At 66.0% G+C, this 26,146-nt stretch carries 26 protein-coding genes and 1 tRNA gene; 13 read left to right on the forward strand and 14 right to left on the reverse strand.

Annotated elements, in window-relative coordinates; genetic code table 11:
• Positions 1 to 23: 23 nt before the first annotated feature.
• Together OSB52_RS17625 and OSB52_RS17630 are read right to left on the reverse strand one after the other, a co-directional pair.
• Positions 24 to 758 (reverse strand): GntR family transcriptional regulator, encoded by a 735-nt coding sequence (locus tag OSB52_RS17625; RefSeq protein ID WP_235722695.1) that lies wholly within the window; start codon positions 756 to 758, stop codon positions 24 to 26.
• A complete protein-coding gene (locus OSB52_RS17630; protein WP_235722696.1) occupies positions 715 to 1,854 on the reverse strand; it encodes an acyl-CoA dehydrogenase family protein in 1,140 nt (379 codons plus the stop codon). The genes OSB52_RS17625 and OSB52_RS17630 overlap by 44 nt, the downstream gene beginning before the upstream one ends.
• 130 nt (positions 1,855 to 1,984) lie before the next feature.
• Between OSB52_RS17630 and OSB52_RS17635 the strand changes: the two genes are divergently transcribed.
• Positions 1,985 to 2,791, forward strand: coding sequence for a hypothetical protein (locus OSB52_RS17635; RefSeq protein WP_266062899.1), 807 nt, complete (start codon positions 1,985 to 1,987; stop codon positions 2,789 to 2,791).
• Here OSB52_RS17635 and OSB52_RS17640 read toward each other — a convergent pair.
• Positions 2,765 to 4,003, reverse strand: a complete 1,239-nt coding sequence (locus OSB52_RS17640; RefSeq protein WP_235722698.1) for a TetR/AcrR family transcriptional regulator — start codon at positions 4,001 to 4,003, stop codon at positions 2,765 to 2,767. The two genes, OSB52_RS17635 and OSB52_RS17640, sit on opposite strands and share 27 nt — an antisense overlap.
• Positions 4,004 to 4,199: 196 nt before the next feature.
• Here OSB52_RS17640 and OSB52_RS17645 point away from each other — a divergent pair, with 196 nt between their 5' ends.
• From OSB52_RS17645 to OSB52_RS17665, 5 genes are all read left to right on the forward strand, one after another.
• Positions 4,200 to 5,012, forward strand: a complete 813-nt coding sequence (locus OSB52_RS17645; protein ID WP_235722699.1) for an enoyl-CoA hydratase-related protein — start codon at positions 4,200 to 4,202, stop codon at positions 5,010 to 5,012.
• Between the two features lie 109 nt (positions 5,013 to 5,121).
• The gene (fadD5, locus tag OSB52_RS17650) at positions 5,122 to 6,726 is read left to right on the forward strand and encodes a fatty-acid--CoA ligase FadD5 (RefSeq protein WP_235722700.1); all 1,605 of its coding nucleotides are present in this window, start codon (positions 5,122 to 5,124) and stop codon (positions 6,724 to 6,726) included.
• Between the two features lie 216 nt (positions 6,727 to 6,942).
• Positions 6,943 to 8,073, forward strand: a complete 1,131-nt coding sequence (locus OSB52_RS17655; RefSeq protein ID WP_266062900.1) for an NDMA-dependent alcohol dehydrogenase — start codon at positions 6,943 to 6,945, stop codon at positions 8,071 to 8,073.
• Between the two features lie 37 nt (positions 8,074 to 8,110).
• On the forward strand, positions 8,111 to 8,935 hold the full coding sequence (locus OSB52_RS17660) for a serine hydrolase domain-containing protein (protein WP_266062902.1): 825 nt from the start codon (positions 8,111 to 8,113) through the stop codon (positions 8,933 to 8,935).
• 126 nt (positions 8,936 to 9,061) lie between these two features.
• The gene (locus OSB52_RS17665) at positions 9,062 to 9,580 is read left to right on the forward strand and encodes a DUF3145 domain-containing protein (RefSeq protein ID WP_266062903.1); all 519 of its coding nucleotides are present in this window, start codon (positions 9,062 to 9,064) and stop codon (positions 9,578 to 9,580) included.
• 153 nt (positions 9,581 to 9,733) lie between these two features.
• Here OSB52_RS17665 and OSB52_RS17670 read toward each other — a convergent pair whose 3' ends face one another.
• The 6 genes from OSB52_RS17670 to aceE form a co-directional block, all read right to left on the reverse strand.
• On the reverse strand, positions 9,734 to 11,185 hold the full coding sequence (locus tag OSB52_RS17670) for an acyl-CoA carboxylase subunit beta (protein ID WP_266062904.1): 1,452 nt from the start codon (positions 11,183 to 11,185) through the stop codon (positions 9,734 to 9,736).
• Positions 11,186 to 11,211: 26 nt separating this feature from the next.
• Positions 11,212 to 12,483: a KasA/KasB family beta-ketoacyl-ACP synthase gene (locus OSB52_RS17675; protein WP_266062906.1), complete on the reverse strand. Its 1,272-nt coding sequence runs from the start codon at positions 12,481 to 12,483 to the stop codon at positions 11,212 to 11,214.
• The gene (gene acpM, locus OSB52_RS17680; RefSeq protein WP_266062907.1) at positions 12,483 to 12,785 is read right to left on the reverse strand and encodes a meromycolate extension acyl carrier protein AcpM; all 303 of its coding nucleotides are present in this window, start codon (positions 12,783 to 12,785) and stop codon (positions 12,483 to 12,485) included. Before acpM ends, OSB52_RS17675 begins: the two co-directional genes overlap by 1 nt.
• 168 nt (positions 12,786 to 12,953) lie before the next feature.
• A complete protein-coding gene (locus OSB52_RS17685; protein WP_266062908.1) occupies positions 12,954 to 13,862 on the reverse strand; it encodes an ACP S-malonyltransferase in 909 nt (302 codons plus the stop codon).
• Between the two features lie 195 nt (positions 13,863 to 14,057).
• Positions 14,058 to 15,329: a PucR family transcriptional regulator gene (locus tag OSB52_RS17690; RefSeq protein WP_235722710.1), complete on the reverse strand. Its 1,272-nt coding sequence runs from the start codon at positions 15,327 to 15,329 to the stop codon at positions 14,058 to 14,060.
• 71 nt (positions 15,330 to 15,400) lie between these two features.
• Positions 15,401 to 18,217, reverse strand: coding sequence for a pyruvate dehydrogenase (acetyl-transferring), homodimeric type (gene aceE / locus OSB52_RS17695; protein ID WP_266062909.1), 2,817 nt, complete (start codon positions 18,215 to 18,217; stop codon positions 15,401 to 15,403).
• A 217-nt stretch (positions 18,218 to 18,434) separates the two neighbouring features.
• On the opposite strand from aceE, the gene OSB52_RS17700 reads away from it, so the two are divergent.
• From OSB52_RS17700 to OSB52_RS17720, 5 genes are all read left to right on the forward strand, one after another.
• Positions 18,435 to 19,091, forward strand: a complete 657-nt coding sequence (locus OSB52_RS17700) for an Rv2240c family protein (RefSeq protein WP_266062910.1) — start codon at positions 18,435 to 18,437, stop codon at positions 19,089 to 19,091.
• Between the two features lie 108 nt (positions 19,092 to 19,199).
• Positions 19,200 to 19,631, forward strand: coding sequence for a DUF3052 domain-containing protein (locus tag OSB52_RS17705; protein ID WP_160901083.1), 432 nt, complete (start codon positions 19,200 to 19,202; stop codon positions 19,629 to 19,631).
• On the forward strand, positions 19,628 to 20,146 hold the full coding sequence (locus OSB52_RS17710) for a peroxiredoxin (protein ID WP_266062912.1): 519 nt from the start codon (positions 19,628 to 19,630) through the stop codon (positions 20,144 to 20,146). Before OSB52_RS17705 ends, OSB52_RS17710 begins: the two co-directional genes overlap by 4 nt.
• An 87-nt stretch (positions 20,147 to 20,233) precedes the next feature.
• A tRNA-Val gene (locus OSB52_RS17715) sits at positions 20,234 to 20,308 on the forward strand.
• 85 nt (positions 20,309 to 20,393) lie between these two features.
• Positions 20,394 to 20,516, forward strand: coding sequence for a hypothetical protein (locus OSB52_RS17720; protein WP_266062913.1), 123 nt, complete (start codon positions 20,394 to 20,396; stop codon positions 20,514 to 20,516).
• A gap of 72 nt (positions 20,517 to 20,588) precedes the next feature.
• On the opposite strand, the gene OSB52_RS17725 is transcribed toward OSB52_RS17720, so the two are convergent.
• The 3 genes from OSB52_RS17725 to OSB52_RS17735 all read right to left on the reverse strand — a co-directional run bounded on the left by OSB52_RS17725 (position 20,589) and on the right by OSB52_RS17735 (position 23,703).
• Positions 20,589 to 21,581: a GmrSD restriction endonuclease domain-containing protein gene (locus OSB52_RS17725; protein ID WP_266062914.1), complete on the reverse strand. Its 993-nt coding sequence runs from the start codon at positions 21,579 to 21,581 to the stop codon at positions 20,589 to 20,591.
• 344 nt (positions 21,582 to 21,925) lie between these two features.
• Positions 21,926 to 22,720, reverse strand: a complete 795-nt coding sequence (locus OSB52_RS17730) for a putative protein N(5)-glutamine methyltransferase (protein WP_235722715.1) — start codon at positions 22,718 to 22,720, stop codon at positions 21,926 to 21,928.
• The gene (locus OSB52_RS17735; protein ID WP_266062915.1) at positions 22,717 to 23,703 is read right to left on the reverse strand and encodes a helix-turn-helix transcriptional regulator; all 987 of its coding nucleotides are present in this window, start codon (positions 23,701 to 23,703) and stop codon (positions 22,717 to 22,719) included. Before OSB52_RS17735 ends, OSB52_RS17730 begins: the two co-directional genes overlap by 4 nt.
• A 289-nt stretch (positions 23,704 to 23,992) precedes the next feature.
• Here OSB52_RS17735 and OSB52_RS17740 point away from each other — a divergent pair, with 289 nt between their 5' ends.
• Complete coding sequence (locus tag OSB52_RS17740; protein ID WP_266062916.1) at positions 23,993 to 24,235, forward strand: hypothetical protein; 243 nt, start codon at positions 23,993 to 23,995, stop codon at positions 24,233 to 24,235.
• 37 nt (positions 24,236 to 24,272) lie between these two features.
• Here the strand turns inward: OSB52_RS17740 and OSB52_RS17745 are convergent, their stop codons facing one another.
• Together OSB52_RS17745 and OSB52_RS17750 are read right to left on the reverse strand one after the other, a co-directional pair.
• A complete protein-coding gene (locus tag OSB52_RS17745) occupies positions 24,273 to 24,929 on the reverse strand; it encodes a 3-oxoacid CoA-transferase subunit B (protein WP_235722718.1) in 657 nt (218 codons plus the stop codon).
• Positions 24,929 to 25,693, reverse strand: a complete 765-nt coding sequence (locus OSB52_RS17750; protein ID WP_266062917.1) for a CoA transferase subunit A — start codon at positions 25,691 to 25,693, stop codon at positions 24,929 to 24,931. Before OSB52_RS17750 ends, OSB52_RS17745 begins: the two co-directional genes overlap by 1 nt.
• A 171-nt stretch (positions 25,694 to 25,864) precedes the next feature.
• Between OSB52_RS17750 and OSB52_RS17755 the strand changes: the two genes are divergently transcribed.
• The coding region (locus OSB52_RS17755) for a helix-turn-helix domain-containing protein (protein WP_266062918.1) at positions 25,865 to 26,146 on the forward strand (282 nt) is incomplete at its 3' end.

Raw genomic sequence — 26,146 nt, forward strand, 5'->3', positions numbered from 1 at the left:
CAGTCGGCGCTCGGGTGATGGGCTCAGCTCTGTTCATCCCAGATGCCGGTGGCCTCCAGGTGTCTGGTCAGGCGTGCGGCACCGTCGACGAACTGTCGTCGCGTCTGCTCGACCACCTGGGTTCGGTCTCCGGACCGATACGCCTCGATGAGCTTCGCATGCGAATCCACCGCCACCTCGCCCCATTCCGGGTCGGTCGCGTACAGCTGCGCCGGGGTGTACCGGGTGGCGCTGAGCAGGAACCAGGCCAGTTTGCCGCCCGACGCGATCAGATTGTGCACGCGGTGGAAGTCGAACTCCGCGCTGGCGACCTGACTGCCGTCACCGGAGGTCAACGCGCTGCGCAGCTGTTGGTTGTGCCATTCGAGGTCGGCGATCTGCTCGGGGGTGATCGCGTCTGCGGTACGCAACGCCAGTTTGACCGCGATCTCGCCCTGCAACCAGAACAGGTCCTCGACATCGGTACGGCTGAGTTCGGCGACGATGTAGCCACGGTGCGGCGCGAGGTTGACCATGCCCTCGCCCCGTAGGGTGAGCAAGGCCTCACGGACCGGCGTCACACTGACGCCGAGCCGCTCGGCCGTCTCGTCCATGCGGACATAATCACCGGGCCGCAGCGTGGCGGTCATGATCTGCTCACGCAGGTGGGCGGCGACCTCCTCGGAGAGCTGTGGCCGCCGGCGCAGACGTGGCGACGTCGAGCGCGCCGGACCCTCAGAGCCCGTAGGTCTTGCCGATGATGTCGCGCTGGATCTCATTTGTGCCACCGTAGACGGTCGAGATGATTGCACCGCGCATCAAACGCTCGGCGTCGAACTCGGTTGCATAGCCGTAACCACCCATCATCTGCATCGCGTCGATCGTCATCCGCTTCGACGTCTCGGTCGCCTTGAGCTTGGCCATCGAGGCCTCGCGCGGCAACAGCTTGGTGGGGTTGTCATCGGCCTGCCGGGCCACCGAGTACACCAGCTCCCGTGTGCACTCGATCTCGGTTGCGAGGTCGGCCATCCGGTGGCGCAGCGCCTGGAAGGTGCCGATCGGTCGACCGAACTGCTTACGGTCGGTGATGAACGCCAGAGTGTCGGCGAACGACCGTTCGGCCACGCCGAGTTGCATCGCGGCAAGGATCAGACGCTCGGTGTTGAGTCCGGCCATCAGCTGGTTCCAGCCATTGCCCACCTCGCCGACGACGGCCGAATCGGGCACCTCGCAATCGGTGAAGTACAGGTCGTTGACCTCACGGCCGCCAAGGGTGTCGATGCCCTTGATCTCCAGACCCGGAGTGCCGGCGGGGATGTGGAATTGGGTCAGGCCCTCGTGCTTCTTGTCGGTTTTCTCGGTCCGTGCGATGAGCAGGATGGACTTGGCGAAGTGTGCATTGGAGCACCAGGTCTTCTGCCCGTTGATGACCCAGCCGCCGTCGACCTTCTCGGCCCGGCACGACAGATTGGCGACGTCGGAGCCGGCCTCGGGCTCCGACATCGAGATGGACAACGAATCGCCGTCGACGACGCCGGCCAGCACATTCTTCTTCAGCTGTTCGTCGGCGAACTTCTCGTAGGCGGCGGCAGTGATCAGGGTCGGGCCGATGCCACCGATCGGCGCGTTCCCGCGCATCGCCTCCTGCAGCAGGATGCACATCTCCACGTTGCCCGCGCCGGCGCCGCCGAAGTCCTCGGGAACCACGATGCCGGTCCACCCGAGAGCGGCCATTTTTCCGTAGAGCTCGGGCGAATGTAGTTCCGCACCGTTGTCGGTGAGCGCGTCACGTTGTGCACGGGTACCGGCTTCGCGTTGGCAGAAATCGGCGACGGCCTTGGCAAAAGCGGTCTGTTCGTCGGTGAAGGACACCATTGCTTGATCTGGCCTTTCGTGATGATCGGGTGAGCGATGCTCGATGTTGGGCTAGAAAGTATCACATCAAATATATGTAAGCAGGATAGCGGTGACCTACAACACAATCGATGCCCGCTACATTGGTCGCATGCCAAAGTCTCAACGGCCGACCTCGACCGACGAAGGCGGCGTCGACGTCGCAGCGGCTGCCGATTCTGCCGGCACCGACTCGTCATCGGTCACCGATCGCGACCTCGATGATTCCCGGACGACGGAGGACATCACCTCTCTTGATGGCGATGACTTCCTCGCCGTCAACCGCTCGAAGCGCGACCGGCTACGAGCCGAGGCCGAGTCCAAAGGAGGGCGGCGCGGGGGTCGATCACGTGGCGGGTCGGATTCGGCCGACCGGGTTCCCGGAAGGGTTGCCACCGGCGGCGGGGGCCGCGGCACGCGCATCGCCTTGATCATTCTGGTCGCGCTCTCGGCGCTACTGGCCGTGACGACGGCCTACTTCGCCTACGCCTGGGTGCAGGCCGAGGATCGCGCCGACGCGGCGGGGCCGTCGGCAGCCACTCGCTCCGAGGTCATGCGCATCGCGCGGGATTATGCGGCCACGGTCGCCACCTATGATCCGGCTCGCTATGACGATCTCGACCGTCGCATTCGCGAGATCTCCACTCCGGAATTCGCGAAGACCTACATCACCTCCTCGGCGGATGCGCGGCGCGGCAACGCCTCGGTCAGTGGCACTTCGCGGGCGGTTGCCAATGATGCGGGCGTGGAGTCATTGTCCGACGGCACCGCGGTCGTGCTGGTGACACTCGATCAGACGGTTACCTCTCCGGAAGTGAGTTCGCAAGTGCCCAAGGGTATCCCATACCAGTCTCGGGTCAAGGTCACGTTGGAGCGACGCGACGGCCGATGGCTACTGGCTGATCTGGACACCGTCTGATTGCCTGGGGGCGTGGTCGGCCAGGAGTAGCCGCAGTCCCAGGCTGCTGACGCGCTCGGCCGAGGGTCGACGGCGGGGGCGGGTCAGGTCCATCGTGACATTGAGTGCTGCCTGAACCAGAAAGCGTGCCTGCACCGGAGTCAGCTCGGGTCGATCGCGGGTCAGCCAGCCTGCCCACTCCTCGACGTTGATCCGTTGCTGGGCGCGCAGCTCGGTGCGCTGGCGCGGTTCGATGTTTCCGATCTCGCTGGCGTAGACGGCGAGGATGTCGTTGTTTGTGCAACACATGTCGCAGTAACCGGTCACCAGCGCGACGATCGCCTGTCGGGGGGTGGCGGCGCGCGCGAGCGCATCGGAGATCATCGCCGTGACGCGGTCCGATGCGCGCCAGAACGCGGCCTGCAGGATCGCGGCCTTGCTCTCGAAATGGCGGTACACGCCGGACGGGGGCAGATCGGCGGCGCGCGCGATGTCGTCGATGGTCACCTCGCGGAATCCGCGGGCGGCGAAGAGTCGGATCGACTCAGCCAGCAGCACCTCACGTTTCGACGTGGGGGACAGCCCGCCGGCGGGTCCGATCCTCGGAGTGGATTCGGGCGGGAGCTCCACATCCGTCAGTGACATCGCGGCGTCGGTGATCAGCGTCACGATCTGTCGTGCGGCCAGGACCGTCCGGTGAGTGGCGGGACTGGCGACTGCGCTGGTCATGGCGGCGGTGATGAGATCTGCTGCGGCACCGTCGAGATCCGGCCGGCACGCATACAGGACGCTGCGTATACGACGATGCTGGTCGACCACCACCGTCCGGACATACCGGGCGTCGTCGTCGACGAGGTAGTCGGCCTCCCAGTGGTAGATCCCGCCCGTCCGGCGGTTGTCCACGGCCGCTGCCGTGAGTGCGCCGAGCAACCCGCGCAGCTCGCCGGCGGGGTCTTCGGGCGACGACGGCACCGCGGCGGTTGCTGCTGCCAGGGCGCCGGCCAACGAGCGCGCGGTCTCGGCGAAAAGCGCGTACTTGTTCGGAAAATGCCGGTAGAGCGCGGGCGCGGAGATGCCCGCGGCGTCGGCGATGTCGTCGAGACGCACGGCGTGATACCCGCTGTCGCTGAAAGCCTTCGCGGCCACGCGCAGGATGACATCGCGCCTATCGGCCGGCCGGCGCCGTGGCTTGCGGCCCTGCGGGGCAGCCGGAGTCGACGAACGTGAAGCCATGGGATGCGAGCTTAGCCGGAGTCGATCTTCTCCACCCGTGATTTCTTTGTTTGGAACAAAAGTCCAGGAAAAAGGGTATTTACGTAAAGGAAAGTTAATAAGTATTCTCGTGATCTAGGTCGCACTGTGGTAGTACTGTGGGCGTCGATCCACCCGTGACAGGCGAGGGCGACAAAGCTGAGGAGTGAGGCGAACAGTGAGCGAACACGACGCTGCCGTGGACGAAGTGCGGGCCGAGGTCGACGCACGAGGGGTGGCCCGGATCGAGATCGACCGGCAGCATCGGATGAATGCGCTCAACGGCGCAGCCACCCGCACGATCATGGACGCGCTCGGCGAGTGGTCCCAGCGCGATGACGTGCGGGTGGTCATCATCGACGGCGTCGGCGGCAGCTTCAGCACCGGCGCCGATGTCATCGACATCGCGCAGACCGCGGGCGGCAACCCGACCGGTGGCCTCGATGCCACGCAGGCCCGGGGCGTCATCTCCGGCGGCTCCGAGCTCGCCCGTGCAGTGCGTGCGGTCCCGGTTCCGGTCATCGCGTCGGTGGACGGGCCGGCGGTCGGCATCGGTGCATCGTTGGCGATGGCCGCGGACCTCGTCTATGCGACCGAACGGTCCTACTTTCTGCTGGCCTTCATCAACATCGGACTGATGCCCGACGGCGGGGCATCGATGCTGGTGGCCTCCTCGATCGGGCGCGCGCGTGCCAACACCATGGCGCTGTTGGGTGAAAAGCTGCCGGCTGCGGAGGCTTTCGGTGCAGGGCTGCTCAGCGGGCTGGTCGCCGACCGTGCCGCGCTCGACGCCACTGTCGACAAGGTCATTGGAAAGCTGGCCGGCACGTCGACCAGCGCGCTGCGATTGACCAAGGCGGCGCTCGACGCCCACACGATGGGTGACTTCGAGGCCGCGCTCGACCGGGAACTCGACGGGCAGACCGAGCTGCTGCAGTCCGCCGAGTTCCAGGCTGCGATGGCGGCCTTCGCGGGCAGCGCCACATCCTGACGCGTCGGACCCTCGGCCGTGTCGCCGACCGCCACCCGACCGACATCGACACCAGCACAACACCCAACGCGACCTGCGAGAGCGGCGCACGACTGGAGGAGTATCCCCAATGACCGCAACCATCGACCCGGCCAGCGATCTGACGACCGAGCCACTGCGGTCGCGGCGTAACCACTGGAACAACCAGGTGCGTCGGCACGCCTTCATGACACCGGACGGGCCCGCGCTGAAGTTCCTCGGTCAGGTCACGACCTGGCGTGAGCTCGATGAGCGCACTCGCGCATTCGCCGCCGCGCTGAACCGCCGGGGCGTCGGATTCGGCGACCGCATCCTGTTGGTCATGCTGAACCGCACCGAGTACGTGGAGGCCACACTCGGTGCCAATCTCATCGGTGCGATCCCGGTCCCGGTCAACGTCCGCATGAGCCCCGCCGAGATCGCCTTCCTCGTGTCCGACAGCGGCGCGAAGGTGATCGTCACCGAGTCGCTGCTCGCACCGCTCGCCGACGCCGTGAGCGCGTCCACCGGAGCGATCGATTCGCTGATCGTGGTCGGCGACACCGACAACGAGGCACATCTCAAGTACGAGGAACTGATGGCGGAGGATGCCTCGGAACTTCCCGAGATCGACATCCCCGAGGAGACCGTCGCGCTCATCATGTACACCTCGGGTACCACCGGAAAGCCCAAGGGCGCCATGCTGACCCATCAGAATCTGCAGGCGCAGGCGGTGACCTGTCTGCAGGCGCTGCAGACCCGGTCCGACGACATCGGTGCCTGCGTCGCGCCGATGTTCCACATCGCCGGCCTCGGTGCGATGACCCCGCTGTTCTACATGGGTGCGCTCTCGGTGATCCACCCGCTGGGCGCCTTCGACCCGAACGACATGCTCGACACCCTCGAGCGTGAGGGCACCACCTCGATCTTCCTGGTGCCCGCACAGTGGCAGGCGGTGTGTGCCGCCCAGCAGGCCAAACCACGTGACCTGAAGTTGCGTGTGATCAGCTGGGGTGCGGCGCCGGCATCGGACACCGTGCTGCGGGCCATGAGTGAGACCTTCCCGGATGCGCTCAACGTGGCCGTCTTCGGCCAGACCGAGATGTCGCCGATCACCTGTGTCCTCGAGGGCAAGGATGCGCTGCGCAAGATCGGGTCCATCGGCAAGGTGGTGCCGGCCGTCACCGCACGCGTGGTGGACCCGGAGATGAATGATGTCAAGCGCGGCGAGGTCGGCGAGATCGTCTACCGCGGACCCAACATGATGAAGGGGTACTGGCAGAATCCGCAGGGCACCGCGGATGCCTTCCACGGTGGTTGGTTCCACTCCGGCGACCTGGTGCGCGAGGACGAGGAGGGCTTCCTCTACGTCGTCGACCGTGCGAAGGACATGATCATCTCCGGCGGTGAGAACATCTACTGCGCCGAGGTGGAGAACGCGCTGTTCGGCCACGACAAGATCGCCGAGGCCGCGATCATTGGTCGCGCACACGAGAAGTGGGGTGAGGTGCCCGTCGCGGTGGTGGTGCTCGCCGAGGGTGTCGACGACCTCACGCTGGAGGAGATGGAGCCCTACCTCAACGAGAACCTGGCCCGGTTCAAGCATCCCAAGGATCTGGTCATCGTCGACGAACTGCCGCGCAACGCCGGCGGCAAGGTTGTCAAGCCTTCGCTGCGGTCGTCCTACGGCAGCAAGGATGCCGGCCTGGCCAACTGAACACGTTTGTGTGGGTAACCACACGGGGAACTGACATCCACGCTGGTTGTATCCACCGTGGATGTCAGTTCCCTTTGTGGTTTGTGGAGCGCCGAATACCAGACTAGAACACGTTCCATTTTTCCGGGAAAGTGACTAGGGTCTCTCCTAGATCGTCCACGTCTGGCGGGGGGCGATTCACGTCAGACGAGTCGTAGTCGGAAGTGGAGGAAGTCAGTGAAGACCAAGGGTGCGCTGCTGCGCGAGAACAACAAGCCGTGGGAGATCGAGGAGATCGAGATCGGTGATCCCCAGCGCAGCGAGATCAAGATCAGGATGGAAGCGGCCGGCATGTGCCACTCCGACCATCACCTGATGACCGGTGGTATCCCGATGGCGGGCTTCCCGATCCTGGGAGGCCACGAGGGCGCCGGTGTGGTCGAGGAGGTGGGGGAGGGCGTCACCGACTTCGAGGTCGGCGACCACGTGGTGCTCTCCTTCATCCCGTCGTGTGGAAAGTGCCCTTCGTGTAAGGCGGGTCTGGCCAACCTGTGCGACTTCGGTGCCATGCTGCTGCAGGGTGAGGCCGTCTCTGACAACACCTTCCGCATCCACACCGCCTCGGGTGAACCGGTCTATCCGATGACTCTGCTCGGTACGTTCTCGCCCTACATGGTGGTCCACGAGGCGTCCGCGGTGAAGATCGACAAGGACATCCCGTTCGAGGTCGCCGCGCTGTGCGGCTGCGGAATCCCGACCGGATACGGATCTTCGACCCGTAGCGGTGACGTCCGGCCCGGTGAGGATGTCGCCATCGTCGGCGTCGGGGGCGTGGGGACCGCGGCGTTGCAGGGTGCAGTCGTCTCCGGTGCGCGCAATGTGATCGCGATCGATCCCGTGGAGTGGAAACGCGAGCAGGCCATGAAGTTCGGTGCCACCCACGCGTTCGCCTCGGTCGAAGAGGCGGCGATGAGCATCGCCGAACTGACCAACGGGCACATGTGCCACAAGGTGATCGTCACCGTTGGCGAGGTACACGGCAAGGACGTCGACACCTGGATGGGCATCACCGCCAAGGCCGGCACCTGCGTCCTCACCGGCATGGGCAACATGATGGAGAGCGAGGTCACCCTGAACCTCGCGATGCTGACCCTGCTGCAGAAGAACTTGCAGGGCACCATCTTCGGTGGCGCCAACCCGAAGCTCGACATCCCGCAGCTGCTGTCGATGTATCGGATGGGCAAACTGAACATCGAGGACATGATCACCCGTCAGTACCGTCTGGACCAGATCAACGAGGGATACCAGGACATGCTCGACGGCAGGAACATCCGGGGTGTCATCCGCTACACCGACGAGGACCGCTGACGCGGTAGCGACAGAACGCGGCGGTACGCTGGCCGCTGTGTCGTCTCTGGATTCGTTAGCACAATGGCCGGTCGACAACGTTGCGGCCGCAATCATCACGCCGAGTGGGGTCACCGCGCAGTACGGGGACCCCACTCGCGTGTTCGAACTCGCCTCGGTCACCAAACTCCTGGTCGCGCAAGCCGTGCTGCTGGCGGTGGAGGAGGAGGCCGTGGCCCTCGACGACCCGGCAGGCCCGCCGGGCGCCACCATCGCGCATCTGTTGGCTCATGCCTCGGGGCTCGACTTCGCCAGTCGCGACGTCATTGCGCCCCTTGCGACGCAGCGCATCTATTCGAGCGCCGGGTTCGAAGTGCTCGCCGAGACGGTGGAGGCTGCGACCGGCATCGGCTTCGCGGAGTACCTGCGCCAGGCGGTCTGCGAGCCGTTGGGTATGTCGTCGACCCAATTGGCCGGGCCGGCCGGTCACGGCGCCCGATCGTGCGTTGCCGATCTCGCACGGTTCGCGGCGGATCTGCTGTCGCCCCGCCTGGTGTCTGCCGAGTCGGCGGCCCGGGCGGTATCGGTGCAGTTCCCGGGCCTGGACGGGTTCGTCCCGGGCTACGGAAAGCAGCGGCCCAACGATTGGGGCCTCGGATTCGAGATCCGGGGCCACAAGACGCCGCATTGGACCGGCGAGCAGAACTCGCCGCAGACATTCGGTCACTTCGGTCAGACCGGTACGTTCCTGTGGGTCGACCCCGAACTGCGCGCAGCGTGCGTCGTGCTCGGCGACCGCGATTTCGGAGCCTGGGCCAAGCCGCTGTGGAGCGAGTTCAACGATTCGGTTGTCGACGAGATTCGGTCTCGATCTCGAACCTGAGAAAGCACACCAGAAACTGGCGCAACACGGGCACCATGGGGCACAATTGACCACACAAGTGTGATATCCGGATTCGCGAGGTGTGTTGGGGAAGACGTTCCTCGTCGAGACCGGAGGTGAAACAAGGTGCGCAATCTGAGTCAGTTTGCGGACATGACGACTGGAGTGGTGTATATCCACTCGGCGCCGGTGGCGCTGTGCCCGCATGTGGAGTGGGCTCTGTCGTCGACCCTGAATGCGCGGGCCAACCTGAAGTGGTCCGCGCAAGAGGCCGACCCCGGGACGCAACGTGCGACCGTTGACTGGACGGGGCCGGTCGGTACCGCCGCACGTCTGGTGACCGCTTTGCGCGAGTGGTCGGGCCTGCGGTTCGAGGTGACCGAGAACGCCAGTGACGGTGTCGACGGTGAACGCTTCTGCTACGTACCCGGACTAGGGCTGTGGCGCGGTTCGACGAGCGCCAACGGCGACGTCGTGATCGGCGAGATGCAGCTGCGTGCGCTCATCGAGCGTCAACCCGACAGTGTCGGACTCGCCGGCGAACTCGAGGCGGCGTTGGGCACTGCGTGGGATGACGCGCTGGAGGCCTATCGCATGGGTGGCGCCGGCGCCGAGGTGACCTGGTTGCAGCAGCGGGTGGGGTAGGCACACCTCTGCTGATCGAGTAGGTGACGAGCGGCAGCGAGGAGCCGTATCGAGATCTCCAGCTGGACAGGTGAACTCGATACGCGTTCTCGCTGTCGCTCGCCCGCTAATCGATCGTCGCTGGGGCGCTCCGGGGGATCGGGTTGGGCCGGGTCAGAGCGGGATGTTCTTGTGCCGCCCGCGACGCGCGGGGGCGGCGGCGAGCGCGTCGGCGATACGGCTGCGAGTGGTGGCCGGGTCGATGACATCGTCGACCACTCCGATCGACTGCGCGCGGCCGACACCGCCGGCGATGGCCTCGTGTTCAGCGGCGAGACGCTCGTGCAGGGCTTCACGCTCGTCGTCAGGCGCCGCGGCGAGGGCCTTCTTGTGCAGGATGCCGACGGCAGCTTTGGCACCCATGACGGCGACCTCGGAGCCCGGCCAGGCGAACACGGCCGTCGCGCCGAGCGCGCGGGAGTTCATCGCGATGTAGGCGCCGCCGTAGATCTTTCGGGTCACCAAGGTGACCCGGGGCACGGTGCATTCGGCGAACGCGTGCAGCAGTTTGGCGCCGCGGCGCACCACGCCGTTCCATTCCTGGCCGACGCCGGGCAGATAGCCGGGGACGTCGGTGATGACGACCAGCGGTATGCCGAATGCATCGCACAGTCGCACGAATCGCGATGCCTTCTCGGCACTCTCGGAATTCAGGCAGCCACCCATGCGCAAGGGATTGTTGGCGATCACGCCGACGCTGCGGCCGGCGAGTCGGCCGAACCCGATCACGATGTTCGGCGCCCACTTGGCCTGCAGCTCTTCGAAACTGGAGATCTCGGTCTCATTGTCGGCGGCGAGTTGAGTGTCGAGCAGATCCCGGAGGACCGGATGCACGTCGTATGCGCGCCGATTGGACTCGGGGAGAAGAGCTTTGAGATCGGTGTCGCCGGCACGTGCCTGTTCGAGATCGAACTGGCCCTGCCGACCGAAGGTGGACACGAGCCGACGAGCCCGCCAGTAGGCGTCGGGCTCGGAATCGGCGGTGATGTGGCTGACCCCGGATTTCTTGCCGTGCGTCAGCGGTCCGCCGAGGGACTCCATGTCGACCGATTCGCCGGTGACACTCTTGACCACGTCGGGACCGGTGACGAATACGCGGCCCGCCGGGGCCATGATGACCACGTCGGTGAGCGCCGGACCGTACGCGGCGCCACCGGCCGCGAAGCCGACGACCACCGAGATCTGCGGGACGTAGCCCGACGCGCGGACCATCGCCTCGAAGACACCGCCGACGGCGTGCAGTGCCTCGACGCCCTCGGCCAGTCGGGCGCCCCCGGAATGCCAGATCCCCACAACGGGGGCCTGTTCGGCGATGGCGGTGTCGATCGCATTGACGATGTGGGCGCACCCCACCACACCCATGGCACCGCCCATCACGGTGCCATCGGTGCAATAGGAGACGGTGCGAATGCCGTTGACCAGCCCGATGGCTGCCTGCACACCTGACTTGTCGCGGGTGTGTAGCAGCGACATCGAGCCTTCGTCGAAGAAGTTGGTCAACCGCAACAGCGGATCACGGGGATCGGCTGCATCCTCATGGCCGACGATGGGGGCCAATGTGGTCATCGCAGTCTCCTGTGGTGTCGGGAGGGTCAGTAGCGACCGAAGGCGAGCGCGACATTGTGCCCGCCGAAACCGAATGAGTTGTTCAACGCGTAGTCGATCTGCCCGTAGCGAGCCTCACCGGCAACGACGTCGATGTCACACTCGGGATCCTGGTTCTCCAGGTTGAGCGTCGGCGGGATCACGCCTTCCTCGACACTCTTGATGGTGATCACGGATTCCAGCGCCCCGACTGCGCCGATGGAGTGTCCGAGAGCCGATTTCGGTGCGTAAACCGCAGCCTGTTGACCGATGGCGGCCTTGATCCCGGCCGCCTCGGCGGTGTCGCCGATCGGTGTGGACGTCGCGTGCGCGTTGATGTGGGTGATGTCGGTCTTGGTGAGACCGGCAGTCTGGATCGCCCGGGTCATCGCGCGAGCATTGCCCTGGCCGCTGGGATCCGGAGCCACCAGATGGAACCCATCGGAGGTGATCCCGGCACCGAGCAGGCGCGCGTGAATGTGTGCGCCGCGAGCCTTGGCGTGCTCCTCGCGCTCGAGGATCAACATGGCGGCGCCCTCACCGAACACGAAGCCGTCGCGGTCCTTGTCGAACGGACGTGACGCACCCGCCGGATCGTCGTTGCGTGTGCTCATCGCCCGCATCATCGAGAACGCAGCGATCGGAATCGCGTCGATGTGACCTTCCACGCCACCGGTGACCACCATGTCGGCGTCGCCCATGACGATGTGCCGCCACGCGTGCGCGATGGCCTCGGCACCCGACGAGCAGGCTGACACCGGGGTGATCACACCGGCCCGTGCACCGACGTTGAGGCCGGTAACGGCCGCCGGGCCGTTGGGCATGGCCATCGAGACGGCCAACGGGGATACCTTGCGGTAGTTGCCGGAGGACTCGATCGCCTTCACCGCGTCGACCATCGCGTCACCGCCACCCTGACCGGTGCCGAGTACGACCGCGAGACGGTCGGGGTCGACCTCTGGCTCGCCAGCCTGAGCCCACAAGCGCTTGCTCATGACGTGGGCGATGCGCTCGACGTAGGCCATCCGGCGTGCTTCGACCCGGGTGACCTCATCAGCGGGATCTGCCAGCAGGCGTCCACCGACGCGGCACGGCAGTTCGCCGTACTTGGTGACGAAGTCGTCGGTGAGTTCGCGGATACCGGTCTTGCCGTCGAGCAGGCCTTGCCAGGTGGAGTCGAGGTCGACGCCGAGCGAGGTGGTGGCCACCATGGAGGTGACCACCACACTCGGGAAGTTCCCGCCCAGCGTGGAGTATTCGCGGAGGGACGGAGAACTCATCAGTTCTGGTCTGCCTCGACCTGGGTCTGGATGGCGGCAGCAGCCTCGGGGTTCTCGGCCTCGAGCTTCTGAATGTAGGCCACGGCGTCGCCGACGGTGCGCAGACCGGCGAGGTCCTCGTCGGGGATCTTGACGCCGTACTTGTCCTCGGTCTGCACCGCGATCTCGACCATCGACAGCGAGTCGATGTCCAGGTCGTCGACGAAGGACTTCTCCATGGTCACCTCGGACGGCTCGATGCCGGTGACTTCCTCGATGATCTCGGCGATGCCGGCAATGAGTTGTTCCTGAGTGGCGGCCACTGTGTGGCTCCCTTCTGTGTCGAACTTCTGGGTTGACCATCTGGGTCGACCCATGGGGTGACTGATCGGTGCTGATGCAGCTCCGGAGCACGCGCGGGCGCCTGCCCATGCGTGCTTGGACTACCGGGGGTCCGGTTATCCGGGGGTCACGGCGTCACGCCGCGACCGCTATCCAAGTTCGGTGATGGTGTCGAGGCCGTCGGGGTCCTTGAGCGCCGACGTCGGCGTTCCCTTCAGCTCTCGCTTGGCAATGCCCGCCAACGTGCCAGCCGGCGGCAGCTCGACGATGGCAGTGGTGGACTGCTCGCGCATGAAGGCCGAGCACAGGTCCCAGCGCACCGGCTTGGTCACCTGGGCGACCAGCTTGGTCAGCGCGTCCGCGCCGTCGGTGACCGGGCGGCCGTCGGAGTTGGACAGCAGGGTCCGCACCGGATCGGCAGGTGTGATGCTCGCCGCCGCCTCGGCGACGGCGTCCTGGGCCGGCGCCATGAATCGGGTGTGGAAAGCGCCGGCGACCGCGAGTTTGCGGATGCGCGCCTTGGCCGGCGGGGCGGCGATGAGTTCGTCGATCGCCTCGACCTTGCCCGCGGCGACGATCTGTCCGGCAGCGTTGCGGTTGGCCGGGATCAGATCGAGCTCGTCGAGGCGCGCGAGCACCTCGGCTTCGTCGCCGCCGAGGACCGCCGCCATGGTGGTGGGCTCCATCGCGCAGGCCTTCGCCATCTCCGCGCCGCGGATCGCCGCCAACGTGACCGCCTCGTCGGCGCTGATCACACCAGTGATCGCGGCAGCAGCGAGTTCACCGACCGAGTGGCCGGCGACGATGGCGTCGGGGGGCAGATCAGTGCGTTTGCGGTACTCGTCGAAGGCGAGCAACGCGGTGGCGACCACGAGCGGTTGCGTCACCGCGGTGTCGGTGATCTCCTCGGCGGTCGCGGTGGTTCCGAGCCGCTCGAGATCGAGTCCCGTCAGCTTCGACCACGTGGCGAGTTGGTCACGCGCACCCGCGAGTTCCAACCACGTGGTCAGCATCCCTGGTGTCTGAGAGCCCTGGCCGGGCGCAAGCATCGTGAGCACGTGACCAGAGAACACCGTCGGAGCCCATTTTGCGGGTGTTGAGGCCCATGAACCTTGTGGCTTTGATTTGTAGGGTTCCCACAAAGTTCATCGAAGGGGTACCTGGTTCGTCATCACTCCGAGATGCGTTATGAAACCGTGTCCTGATGACCTTGATCTGCGAAAACGCGAAAATCGGACTGTGGCTGATGTGACCTATGTGGCGTGAGAGGGTGATTCGTTTTGCAAGTGTGTCAATCGACCCACAGTGCCCGCGATCCTCAGTACATACGCGTCGCGGGGGTTTGTCGGATCGCGACCTGTGATTTCCGCAATTTTCTTCAGTCTGTAACGAACGGTATTTGGATGGATATACAGAAGGCGGGCGCAACTCTCGACCGATCCGCCGGAGTCGAGATACGCCTCCAGAGTCGCGTTCAACGTGCTTCCGCCTTTGGCCAACGGCTGTACCAACTGGTCGTTCAGCGCGGACATCGCCGTGGTGTCTCCGTTCAGGGCGCGCTCGGGCAGTAGTTCGAGGCTGTGCACGGGCCGAGGCGCATTGGGCCACCCCACCACGGCCGTGATCCCCGACATCGCCTCATCGGCGCTGGTGTGTGCACTGCCCAGGTTGGGCATGGTGGGGCCGATCACCACCGGGCCCTCGGCGAAGTGGGTGAGCAGCGCCGTCACGAACCGCTCGGTCGGCCGGATGCTGCCGCTGACGATGGCCACCAGGAACTTGCCCTGCACCACCGACAGCGCCGATCGGTCGAACTGTTTGGCCGTGTTGTGGATGGCCAACGGCACCGACACGTTCTGCTCCGGTGGGGGTATGCCGACGATGACGGTCGCCGGTGCGTCGGAGTCCCAGTTGAGGGCGGCGGCCCGCGAGAGCAACTGCGGTCCCGTGTCACCACGCACCACTGCGTCCACCACCAAGGCCTCCAGCCGGGAATCCCAGGCGCCGCGCGACTCGGCCGCCGAGGCGTAGATGGAGGCGGCGGCAAAGCCGATCTCACGGCCGTAGCGCAGCACCGATTCGGTCAGCGCACGTAGCTGCGCGTCGTTGCGGGCCAGCAGGGGCAGCCACTTCTCGAAGAATTCCATGGCCACGCGGACCATCTCGACGGTTTGCAGCAGGGTGATGCGCCGGGCCAGATCCTGTGGGACCACCTGGAAGGCCTGCACGGTGAACTTGACGTTGCCCTCGGGGTCCTGAATCCACTCGACAAAGTTGACCACCGCGGTCTGCACCACCAACTGCACGCTGGCCCGCTGGGCGGCATCGAGGTCACCGAAGTAGGGCAGCTGGTCCTGCATGGAATGCACGGCCTCGGTGGCCAGGCGACCGCTGTACTGTTTCACGCGCCGCAAGAGCGTGTCGGGAAGCGCATCGTGCACCGTCGCCGGTGCCGGGACGTGCGCCCCCCGTTCGCCGAATACGTCGGCCGGCGGTGGCTCAGGGTTCAGCGGAGCGTCGGTCACCACTTCAATCTATGCCCTCGGCCACGCACCGATCCGCAGACGGTGAGTGGCCGAGGACATCGATGGGCTGATCAGGCGACCCCGGGGTCGCTCGTCTGCTCGGGTGCGGCTGCCACATCGGTGATCTGGTAGCGATCGGCAGCTTCCTGGGCGACGGTGAACGGGATGTTGTTGTCGCGTGCCAGGCCGACCAACACCCCGACCACGATCGACTCCGCGTCGACGTTGAAGAACCGGCGTGCGGCCGGACGTGTGTCGGAGAAGCCGAACCCATCGGTTCCCAGGGTGAGATAGGTGCCCGGCACGTAGGCGCGGATTTGTTCCTGCACCGCCCGCATGAAATCGCTGACCGCGATCGTCGGGCCGACCGTCTGACCGAGCACCTCGGTCAGATACGGCTGTGGGTGCGCCGTGTTCGGTTCGCGGACACCGAGCCGGTCGGCCTCGACGCCGTCACGGGCCAGTTCGCTCCACGAGGTCACCGAATAGACGTTGGCGCCCACATCCCACTCGTCGGCGAGGATCTCGGCCGCGCGCAAGGCATCCGGCATGGTGACCCCGGACACCAGGATGTTGGCGTAGAACTTCTTGCCGTCGGGTGCCGGCTGGAACCGATAGATGCCCTTCAGCAGCCCGGCGACGTCGAGGTTTTCCGGCTGGGCCGGCTGCGAGATCGGCTCGTTGTAGACCGTCAGGTAGTAGTAGATGTTCTCTGGGTTCTCGCCGTACATACGCTGGAGGCCGTCGGCGACGATGTGGCCGAGCTCGAACGCGAAGGCCGGATCGTAGGAGACGACCGCTGGGTTGGTTGCGGCCAACAGCGGGGAATGACCGTCGGCGTGCTGCAGACCCTCACCGGTCAGCGTGGTGCGACCTGCCGTCGCGCCGATGACGAACCCGCGGGTCATCTGGTCACCTGCGGCCCAGAAGCTGTCGCCGGTGCGCTGGAAGCCGAACATCGAATAGAAGATGTAGAGCGGGATCATCGGTTCGTCGTGGGTGGAGTACGACGTGCCGACCGCGGTGAACGAGGCCGCCGACCCCGCCTCGTTGATGCCCTCGTGCAGGATCTGGCCGTCGGTGGCCTCTTTGTAGGCGAGCATCAGCTCCGCATCCACCGAGGTGTACAGCTGTCCGTTGCGGTTGTAGATCTTGAGTGTCGGGAACCACGAGTCCATGCCGAAGGTACGTGCCTCGTCCGGGATGATCGGCACGATGCGGTCGCCGATCTCCTTGTCGCGCAGCAGGTCCTTGAAGATGCGGACCAGCGCCATGGTGGTGGCCACCTGTTGTTTGCCCGAGCCCTTGCCTGCGGTTTTGAGTGCCCGGCTCACGTCGGGTTTCAGGGCCTTTGACTTTGTCCGGCGGGCCGGCAACGAGCCGCCGAGCTGCTTGCGGCGGTCCAGCATGTACTGGATCTCCGGTGCATCCATCCCGGGGTGGTAGTAGGGCGGCAGATAGGGGTCCTTTTCCAGCTGCTCGTCGCTGATCGGGATTCGGGTGGAGTCGCGGAAGGCCTTCAGATCATCGAGGGTCAGCTTTTTCATCTGGTGCGTCGCGTTGCGCCCCTCGAAGTGCTTGCCCAGTGTGTAGCCCTTGATCGTATGGGCGAGGATCACCGTCGGCTGGCCCTTGTGGGCCATCGCCGAGGCGTAGGCGGCGTGGATCTTGCGGTAGTCGTGACCGCCCCGCTTGAGATTCCAGATGTCGGCATCGGAGAGGTCCTTGACCAGCTCCTTGGTGCGGGGATCCCGGTTGAAGAAGTGTTCGCGGACGAAGGCGCCGTCGTTGGCCTTGTAGGTCTGGAAGTCACCGTCGGGAGTGGTGTTCATCAGGTTGACCAGGGCGCCGTCGCGGTCGGCGTGGAACAGCGAGTCCCATTCGCGGCCCCACACCACCTTGATGACGTTCCAGCCGGCGCCGCGGAAGAACGATTCGAGCTCCTGGATGATCTTGCCGTTGCCACGGACCGGACCGTCGAGCCGCTGCAGGTTGCAGTTGATCACGAAGGTGAGGTTGTCGAGGCCCTCGGTCGCGGCGAAGCTGGCGAAGCCGCGGGACTCGGGCTCATCCATCTCGCCGTCGCCGAGGAACGCCCACACGTGCTGATCGGAGGTGTCCTTGATACCCCGGTCGTGCAGGTAGTGATTGAAGCGCGCCTGATAGATGGCGTTCATCGGCCCGATGCCCATCGACACCGTCGGGAACTGCCAGAACTCCGGCATCAATCGTGGGTGCGGATACGAGGGCAGACCGCCACCCTCACCGGCGTGGCTGTGCTCCTGGCGGAACCCGTCCATCCGGTGTTCGTCGATGCGCCCCTCGAGGTATGCGCGAGCGTAGATGCCGGGGGAGGCGTGGCCCTGGATGAAGATCTGGTCGCCACCGCCCGAATGATCGAGTCCGCGGAAGAAGTGGTTGAAGCCGACTTCGTAGAGGGCCGCCGACGACGCGTACGTGGAGATGTGACCGCCGACGCCGACGCCGGGACGTTGGGCCCGATGGACCATGATCGCCGCGTTCCAGCGCAGCATGGCGCGGAACCGGCGCTCGACGTCCTCGTCCCCGGGGAACCAGGGTTCGCTCTCGGTCGGGATCGTGTTGACGTAGTCGGTCGAGGTCAGTGACGGGATGGACACGCGCTTCTCGCCTGCGCGTTCGAGCAGTCGCAGCATCAGATAGCGGGCGCGCCCGGGCCCGGCGTGATCGAGCATGTCGTCGAAGGACTCGAGCCATTCGGCGGTCTCGTCGGGGTCGATGTCGGGCAGGTACGAGGCGACCCCTTCGCGGATCACCCGGACACGGTTACGACCATCGCCGTTGGCGCCCTCGGCCGGCTTCTGCGAGCCGGACTCCTTGGTCGTCGTGTGTTCTGCCTGTTCGGTCACTGTGATGCCTACTCCCTCGGTCGGCCGAACACGGTGGTGTCCGGCGTGCGATGACACGGGGCCGCTCCCATGATGTCGGGACCACGGCGTCCCCCTCTTATCGTGCCGCATGTCACTACGGTTGGCACCGGGTGGGCGAGGTTGTCGCCGGATGGCTGCCACCCGCTGCGACCTGCGGTAGCGTTTCGGTGTTTGTTACTGATGAGTCAGGAGAGCGATGCGGGGCGACGGTGATCATGGGGTCACGCGCACGACGACGAGTCGGGTGCGTAGGTCGTCGATCGCGGTCGGGATCGTCGTCGCCGCGGGCTTCGGGACCGCGGGTTGCGCGACACCGATCGACGGCTCGGGTTCCGCCGCGCCCGGCCAGGTGGCCGCCTACCAGGCCGAATTGTCGGCCTCGGTGGCGTCGTCGATTCGGCAGGACGGCGTGGACCTGTGTCGGGAAGCCATGTCGTCGATGGTGGTGATGGTGCGCGGCTACAACGCGTTCGTCCAACGTCTCAGCGAGGTGCACAGCTACGACCGGGTGGGTGACCTCGACGACCGGGCGCGCGCCAGTCTGATCGCGGGTTCGGACGTGATCCGTGGGCATCTCTCGTCTGTCACACCCGAGGACGTAGCCGATCCGACCGCGCAGTTCCTCGACTCCACTGGACGACTCGGTGACGCCATCGCCAAGCGGCGGTTGACCGGCCTCAACCCGATCGCGGCGGAGTGGACGAAAGACAAGAACCTCGTGTTGGACAGGTGCGCGCAGTACCTACCGCTGCCGCCGACCTCCGACGCGTCGCCGGCTCCGGCGCCCGGGTCAGGTGCGCCGCAGACGGTTGCGCCCCCTTCGACGGCGCCATCGGCCCCGGCGACGCCATGACGGGTGACGACCTGGTGTCCGCATACCCCTGTTCGGGTTGCACCCCGAGCATTTAGGCTGTTCTCTAAGCTGACAGTCGAATACGCATTGGCAGGGAGGTCACACGCGGTGGTAGCCGCCACAGAGTCCAGCAGCGCTGGGGACAATAGCGCCCACAAGCTCGGATTCACGTCTGGCATGGTCGTGCAGGAACTCGGTTGGGATGAGGACACCGACGACGAGTTGCGGGCCGACATCGAGGACGTCATCGGTGAGGAAATGCTCGACGAGGACGCCCAGGAAGTGATCGACGTGGTCGTGCTCTGGTGGCGCGACGGTGACGGTGACCTCGTTGATGCGTTGATGGATGCGATCGGACCGCTGGCCGATGACGGGTACGTCTGGGTGTTCTCACCCAAGACCGGAACCGATGGTCACGTCGATCCCAGTGAGATCGCCGAGTCCGCACCGACTGCGGGGCTGACTCAGACCAATGTGCTCAGTCTGGGGAGATGGTCGGGATCACGGCTGGTTCAGCCCAAATCCCGTAAGCGCGCATGAGTAGCGAGGTCGCCGAACAGCCGACGTCGCCGCTGGAAGTGGGGGAGACAGCCCCGGACTTCGAACTGCGTGATCAGAACAATCAGCGCGTCTCGCTGTCCCGGCTGCGTGCCGACGGGCAGGTGCTGCTGGTGTTCTTCCCGCTGGCGTTCACCGGCACGTGTCAGGGCGAACTGGGCTACATCCGAGATCATGAGCCGAGCTTTATCCACGAGGGGTTGCGGACCGTCGCGATCTCGGTGGGGCCGCCGCCGACGCACAAGGTGTGGTCTTCGGCGCAAGGGTTCTTGTTCCCGATCCTCTCGGACTTCTGGCCGCACGGCGAGGTCGCACGATCGTACGGGGCCTTCAACGAGATCTCCGGGTACGCGAACCGGGCCACCTTCCTCGTGGATCGGGACGGCATCATCCGATTCAGCGACATGCTCGAGCCCGGGGAGGCGCGCGATTCTTCGCTGTGGGACAAAGCGTTGCTCGCCGTGGCCGAGGACGGAGCGGCCCCGTCGCCGCGGTGACGGGTCGGCCGGTTTGGGCTCTGACGAGATACCCATTACATTCATGAGTTGGCGTCGGCCGGTAATCAACTAGCCGGATCGTCACTTGCGCGTATAGCTCAGCGGTAGAGCTCTGGTCTTACACACCAGCGGTCAGGGGTTCGAATCCCTTTGCGCGCACCACCGCGGATGTGTCGTCGAGCGGTCGTGTGAAATGGGTGCCGCGGGCCCGACACTCGATCCGCGGACGTGGTACGAGACTTTCCACGTGCGAATGATCAACGCGCGGCGCGCGATTGTCGCAGCAGGCAGCGCAGCGCTCGGGGTCGGCATCGTCGGGAGCGCGACGCTCGGGAGTTCGCTGCTCCCGGCTCTGCTGTTCGCCAGCTGATCCATCCGCGAGGCCGCGCCGAGTGGGTTGCCTCAGGAGGTATGTTGCGACACCTCCGCGACAGCGCCGGGCTTACTCGCAGGCGACCCCATCACCGTCGCCGTCGAGTGCGGCGCGGTACCCCGGCTGACCAAGCCGCAACGGCGTGGCCCCCGCGGCACGCGCTGCCGCGCAGTTCGGGAAGTAGGAGGCCGGCGCGACCCGGTCGGTCTTCGTCGGCGGGGGCGATGCCGTCTCTGATGTCGGGATCGCGGTGCCGGAACAGGCCGTGAGCACCCGTGTCATCGCGTCCTTCTCCGCCGGCGTCACCCAGAGCCGATACAGCGACTTCACCTCGATCTGGCGGGATACGTAGGTACATCGGTAGCTCTTGTTCGGCGGCAGCCAGGTGGCCGCGTCCCCGTCGCTTTTGCGTTGGTTCGCCGACCCGGCTACTGCCTGCAGGTTTCGCGGGTCGTTCGCGAAGTCACGCCGCCGATCGGCGTCGAGTTGCTGCGCTCCCTTCTGCCACGCATCCGACAGGGCGACAACATGGTCGATCTGGATCTGAGCGGAGGTGTCCGGACCACGGGTGAAGGAGATCGTCTGACGGGTGTACGGGTCGTCGAGCGTGCCGGCGAGAACCACACAGCCGCGGGTGTCGGGTTTCAGCGCGACGTCGGTGAGGTCGCGGCGCAGGATGTCGTTGCGGGTGTCGCAGCCGTTGTGGCCGTCGGTGACGCTCACGTCGTCTGACCATGATTGTCCGAACTGCTCTCGTTCGTATCCGGTCCTGGGTGCCCGACCCTTCACCGCCAGGGTGTCCAACGTCGTCAGGGAGCGTCGGACGGCTTCCGACTGTCCGGCGGGCGGTGCGGTGGTCTCCGGGGCAGGGGAGACCGACCGGGCTGCGGAACCGCTTGCGGGCGCACTCGGCACGGTCGAGCCCACTGCCGTGCGGTCGCCGCCGGCGGTGGTGTCGTCGGCATCGGGCAGCGCGCTGACCACCACGAGTCCGAGGGCAGCCACGAGAAGAACCCCGAGCAGCAGCCAGGTTCGTCGTCGGATCGGTGTCGTCTTCGGCATCGGCGCTTTCGTGTCACAGGCGGTCGGCTGACAGCATGTCACGGGCCGCCGACAGCGTCGGAAGGCGTGCGTCGGGTGCGCATGCGAGCGGGCTGCGGAACAGTGCGAAACGCGTTCGCGCAGTTGATCAGATGCTTCATCCGTTGTTCATCCGGCGCTGTTCGACCGGTGCCGGATCGCCCGGTAGCGTCGAGGGCGCCGACGGATCGATCGTTGCACTCGCCCCGGGCGATCCCGAGGACGCACCACCTTTGTCGACATCCCCGTACCCGCGGGACTCCGGGGGTGGTGTCAGACAACTCACCGCGCCCCGACCGCTCACCCGCGGCCGGGGCGCTGTGGATTCACCGGCCTCGCAGGCGTCCCGTCACAACCGTCGCCGCCAGCTCGTCAGACGACGCCACCGAGGTCAGCAGACCGTGCTCCGACAGTGCTTCGGCGGTCAGTCCCGCCTGCGCCGCGCCGGTTTCGATCAGGACGTGACCACCCGGTCGTAGCCATTCGCCCGCCGCAGCAGCGATCCGGCGGTGATGGTCGACGCCGTCTGCCCCGCCGTCGAGGGCTTGCCGCGGCTCGTGGTCACGTGCTTCGGGAGGCATGTGGGCGATCTCGGCGGTCGGTACGTACGGGGCGTTCACGACGATGCTGTCGACGGTGCCGCGCAACGCCGCGGGCAGCGGGTCGAACAGGTCACCGCAGAATGTTCGGCCACCGAGCGGTTCGATGTTGCGGGCCGCGCAGCGCACCGCAGCCGGATCGATATCGCAGGCATACAACCGGATGTCAGAGACCTCGCGCGCCACCACGAGACCGATCGCACCGGTCCCGCAGCACATGTCCACCACCGACGAACCGGCCCGGGTGACCGCGACGGTCTGTCGGACCAACCACTCGGTGCGTCGGCGTGGGACGAACACTCCGGCATCGACGAACACGGTCTGCCCACAGAAGGTCATCCGGCCGAGCACCACCTCGAGCGGTTCTCCGGTCACGCGGCGAGCAATCCAGGCGGCGAGCTGGGTCTCGTTGTCGGCATGGGCCAGCAACAGTTGTGCTTCCTCCTCGGCGAACACACAACCGGCAGTACGCAATCGTTGCGTGGTCTGCGCCAGCAACGCGGGCAGGTCGGCGACGTTCATGATCGTTCGGCGGCGTCGGCCGCGCGCAGGTATCGTGCCGCGACGTCGTCGTGATAGCGGGCCACCGCCCGACATTCGTCGATGAGTTCGGGCGGCTCCAGGATGGTGAAGTCGGCGTCGAAGGCGCGTAACCAGCGCGCGATGCTGACCAGCGATGTACTGAAAAGCACCAATTCGCAGCTGTTCTCGTCTCCCGCCTCGATGGTGCCCCACTCGTCGTGCACCATGGCGGCAACAGTGGCCAGCGGCGCGTGGACACGTACGCGCGCCGACGCGCGTCGATACACCGCCCCGAGGCTCCGGGACAAGTATCCGGTGGCACCGCCCTCTGGGAGCTCACGCGGGACGAAGCGCGGACCGGTCGGTGTCTTCGGTTCCATGCGGTCGACCCGGAATGATCGCCAGTCGTCGCGCCCGAGATCCCAACCGATCAGGTACCACCGCAGCCCGCTGCGAACCAGCCGGTACGGCTCGACCTCGCGTCGGCTCTCGGTCCCGTCGCCGCGTCGGTAGTCGAATCGCAGGCGTTCGGTGCGGTGGCACGCGGTGGCGATGTCGGTGAGGGTCGCACCGGAGACGGGATTTCGGGTCTCGCGTGGCACGGCCTCCATGGTGAGCGCATCGAGCCGGTGGCGCAGTCGTGACGGCATCACCTGACGGAGCTTCGCGAGTGCGCCTGCCGATGCCTCGGCCATGTCGCTGACCGACCCGGTGGTGATCTCGTTGAGGCCGAGCGCCACCGCGAGCACCTCCTGATCGTCGAGTAGCAGTGGCGGCATCTCCGCCCCCGCGCCGAGTCGATAGCCGCCCCCGACACCGACGGTGGCGTCGACCGGGTAACCGAGCTCGCGGAGTTTGTCGATGTCACGGCGCACCGTGCGGGTGGTGATGTGCAGCCGGTCGGCGAGCTCAGAACCCGACCACTCGCGGCGGGTCTGCAACAGGCTCAGCAACGCCAACAGGCGGGCAGAGGTCTCCAACATGTGACCATACTGCCGTCTTTTGCGGACAGGCGTTGACCGCATTGGTCGGCGCGGTCGACACCGTTGTGCCCCGATCGACTCCGTCCGTCGAATGACGATTCTCTCGATATCGCCATCGCCGTGTGCGAAAATCGACGTGGAGCCCGACCCGAACGGTGTGGCAGCCCGCAGCCGGGTCAGGTGGACCAATTGTTTTGTGTCAGTAACGAAATGATCAGTCGGCTCTTGTTGAATCCCTGCCGGTCCACAATCAGCGGTCTGATTCTCGAGGATCTCCAGGAGCACAATCATGACCGCACATCTCAAGAAGCTGGCAGCAGGGGTAGGGCTCGCAGCGGCAGCGGCGCTGGCCGTCGCGCCCACCGCGTCGGCGGCACCCACAACGCATGAGGCAGCAACGATCGAAGTGCCCGAGATCCCGGTGCCGATCCTGCCCGTGCCGCTGCTGCCGGTGCCGCTGGTGCCGATCTTCCCGATCCCGGACGCACCCAAGACGGTGTGCATCACGATCGTGTGCGTGCCGGTGGGGTGAGTCCGGCTTCAGCGGGCGCGTGAGTGGCCGGTGACTCTCAACCCACGTCGACGGTGAGCTCGGCGCCCGTGCGTGCGACCACATCATCGACGCTCACGCCGGCAGCGACTTCGGTGAGCAGCAGCGTGCCGTCGCCCATCACGTCGATCACCGCGAGATCGGTGATGATCCTGTTGACGACACCCGCGCCGGTGAGGGGCAGCGTGCAGGTATCGAGGATCTTGGGGTCACCGTTGCGGGTCGTGTGTTCCATGAGCACGATGACCCGAGCCGCGCCGTGAACGAGGTCCATCGCGCCGCCCATGCCCTTGACCATCTTGCCGGGCACCATCCAGTTCGCCAGGTCGCCGGTGCGCGAGACCTGCATCCCACCCAGCACCGCGGTGTCGATGTGGCCGCCGCGGATCATCCCGAACGAGATCGCCGAATCGAAGAATGCCGCACCGGATCTGACGGTGACGGTCTCCTTGCCGGCGTTGATGAGGTCGGCGTCGACGGCGTCCTCGGTCGGGTACCCGCCGGTGCCCAGGATGCCGTTCTCGGAGTGCAGCGTCACGTGGATGTCGGCGGGGAGGTGATCCGGGATCAGTGTGGGCAGCCCGATGCCGAGGTTGACGTACTCGCCGTCGATCATCTCGGCGGCTGCGCGTGCGGCCATCTGCCGCCGAGTCCAGCCGGTCACGGTGGTGGTCATCAGGCGGCTCCTTCGGTGGTGCTGATCGTGCGTTTCTCGATGCGCTTGTCCTGAGGTCCGGTGTGCACGATCCGCTGCACGAACACCCCCGGCAGATGCACGTCGGCGGGGTGGATCACGCCTGGCTCGACGAGCTCCTCGACCTGCGCGATGGTGATGCGGCCGGCCATCGCTGCGAGGGGATTGAAATTCATCGCGGTCTTGTCGAACACGAGATTGCCGTGGGTGTCGCCGACACGCGCATGCACGAGCGCGAAGTCGGCGTGGATGCCCGCTTCGAGTACATACCGTTTGCCGCCGAACACCCGCGTCTCCTTCGGCGGTGACGCGACGGCGATCGTGCCGTCGGTGGCGTAGCGCCACGGCATGCCGCCGTCGGCGATGGGCGTCCCCACCCCAGCCGGTGTGTAGAAAGCCGGAACTCCGTTGCCGCCGGCGCGCAGTCGTTCGGCGAGAGTGCCTTGCGGGGTGAGCTCGACCTCGAGTTCGCCGGCCAGGTACTGACGCGCGAACTCCTTGTTCTCGCCGACGTAGGACGCAGTGACGCGGCGGATTCGGCCCAATGACAACAGGATGCCCAGCCCGTGGTCGTCCACCCCGCAGTTGTTGGAATAGACCTCGAGGTCGGTGGCGCCGGATTCGGCGACTGCCTCGATGAGCTTGTCGGGTATCCCACACAGCCCGAAGCCCCCGACAGCGAGCGTGCTGCCGCTGACGATGTCGGCGATCGCCTCGCCCACCGTAGTGCTCACCTGTGTTGCCATGACACCTCCACCGCGCTTGCGTTCGTTCAATGAACGCGAAAGTTACTGGGTGGTGAGTCTGCTCATCTGCACGTCATGCCGCAATCTTTCGTCCAGATATCGCGCCTATTGCTCGACAGATGATCTTGGTGGACGTAATGCGTTCATTATATGAACGCTATTGTCGAGCCCATGTCCAGTGCATCCGGTAACCAGGTGATCGACCGCGCCGCGGCGTTGTTGCGTGCTGTGGCCGCCACCGAAACGGGTGGTGCCACCACCTCCGAGCTGGCGCGCGCCACCGATCTGGCCCGGCCCACCGCGCATCGTCTGCTGACTGCGCTCGCCCAGCAGGGGATGGTCGATCGGGACAGGACCAGCGGGATGTGGTCGCTGGGCCCCGAGCTGTACCTGCTGGGTGCGGGCGCCGCGCAGCGCTATGACATCACCGCGGCGGCGTCCGACATCGTGGAG

This window comes from Gordonia aquimaris (genome assembly GCF_026262595.1).
GTDB classification, from domain to species: Bacteria; Actinomycetota; Actinomycetes; order Mycobacteriales; family Mycobacteriaceae; genus Gordonia; species Gordonia tangerina.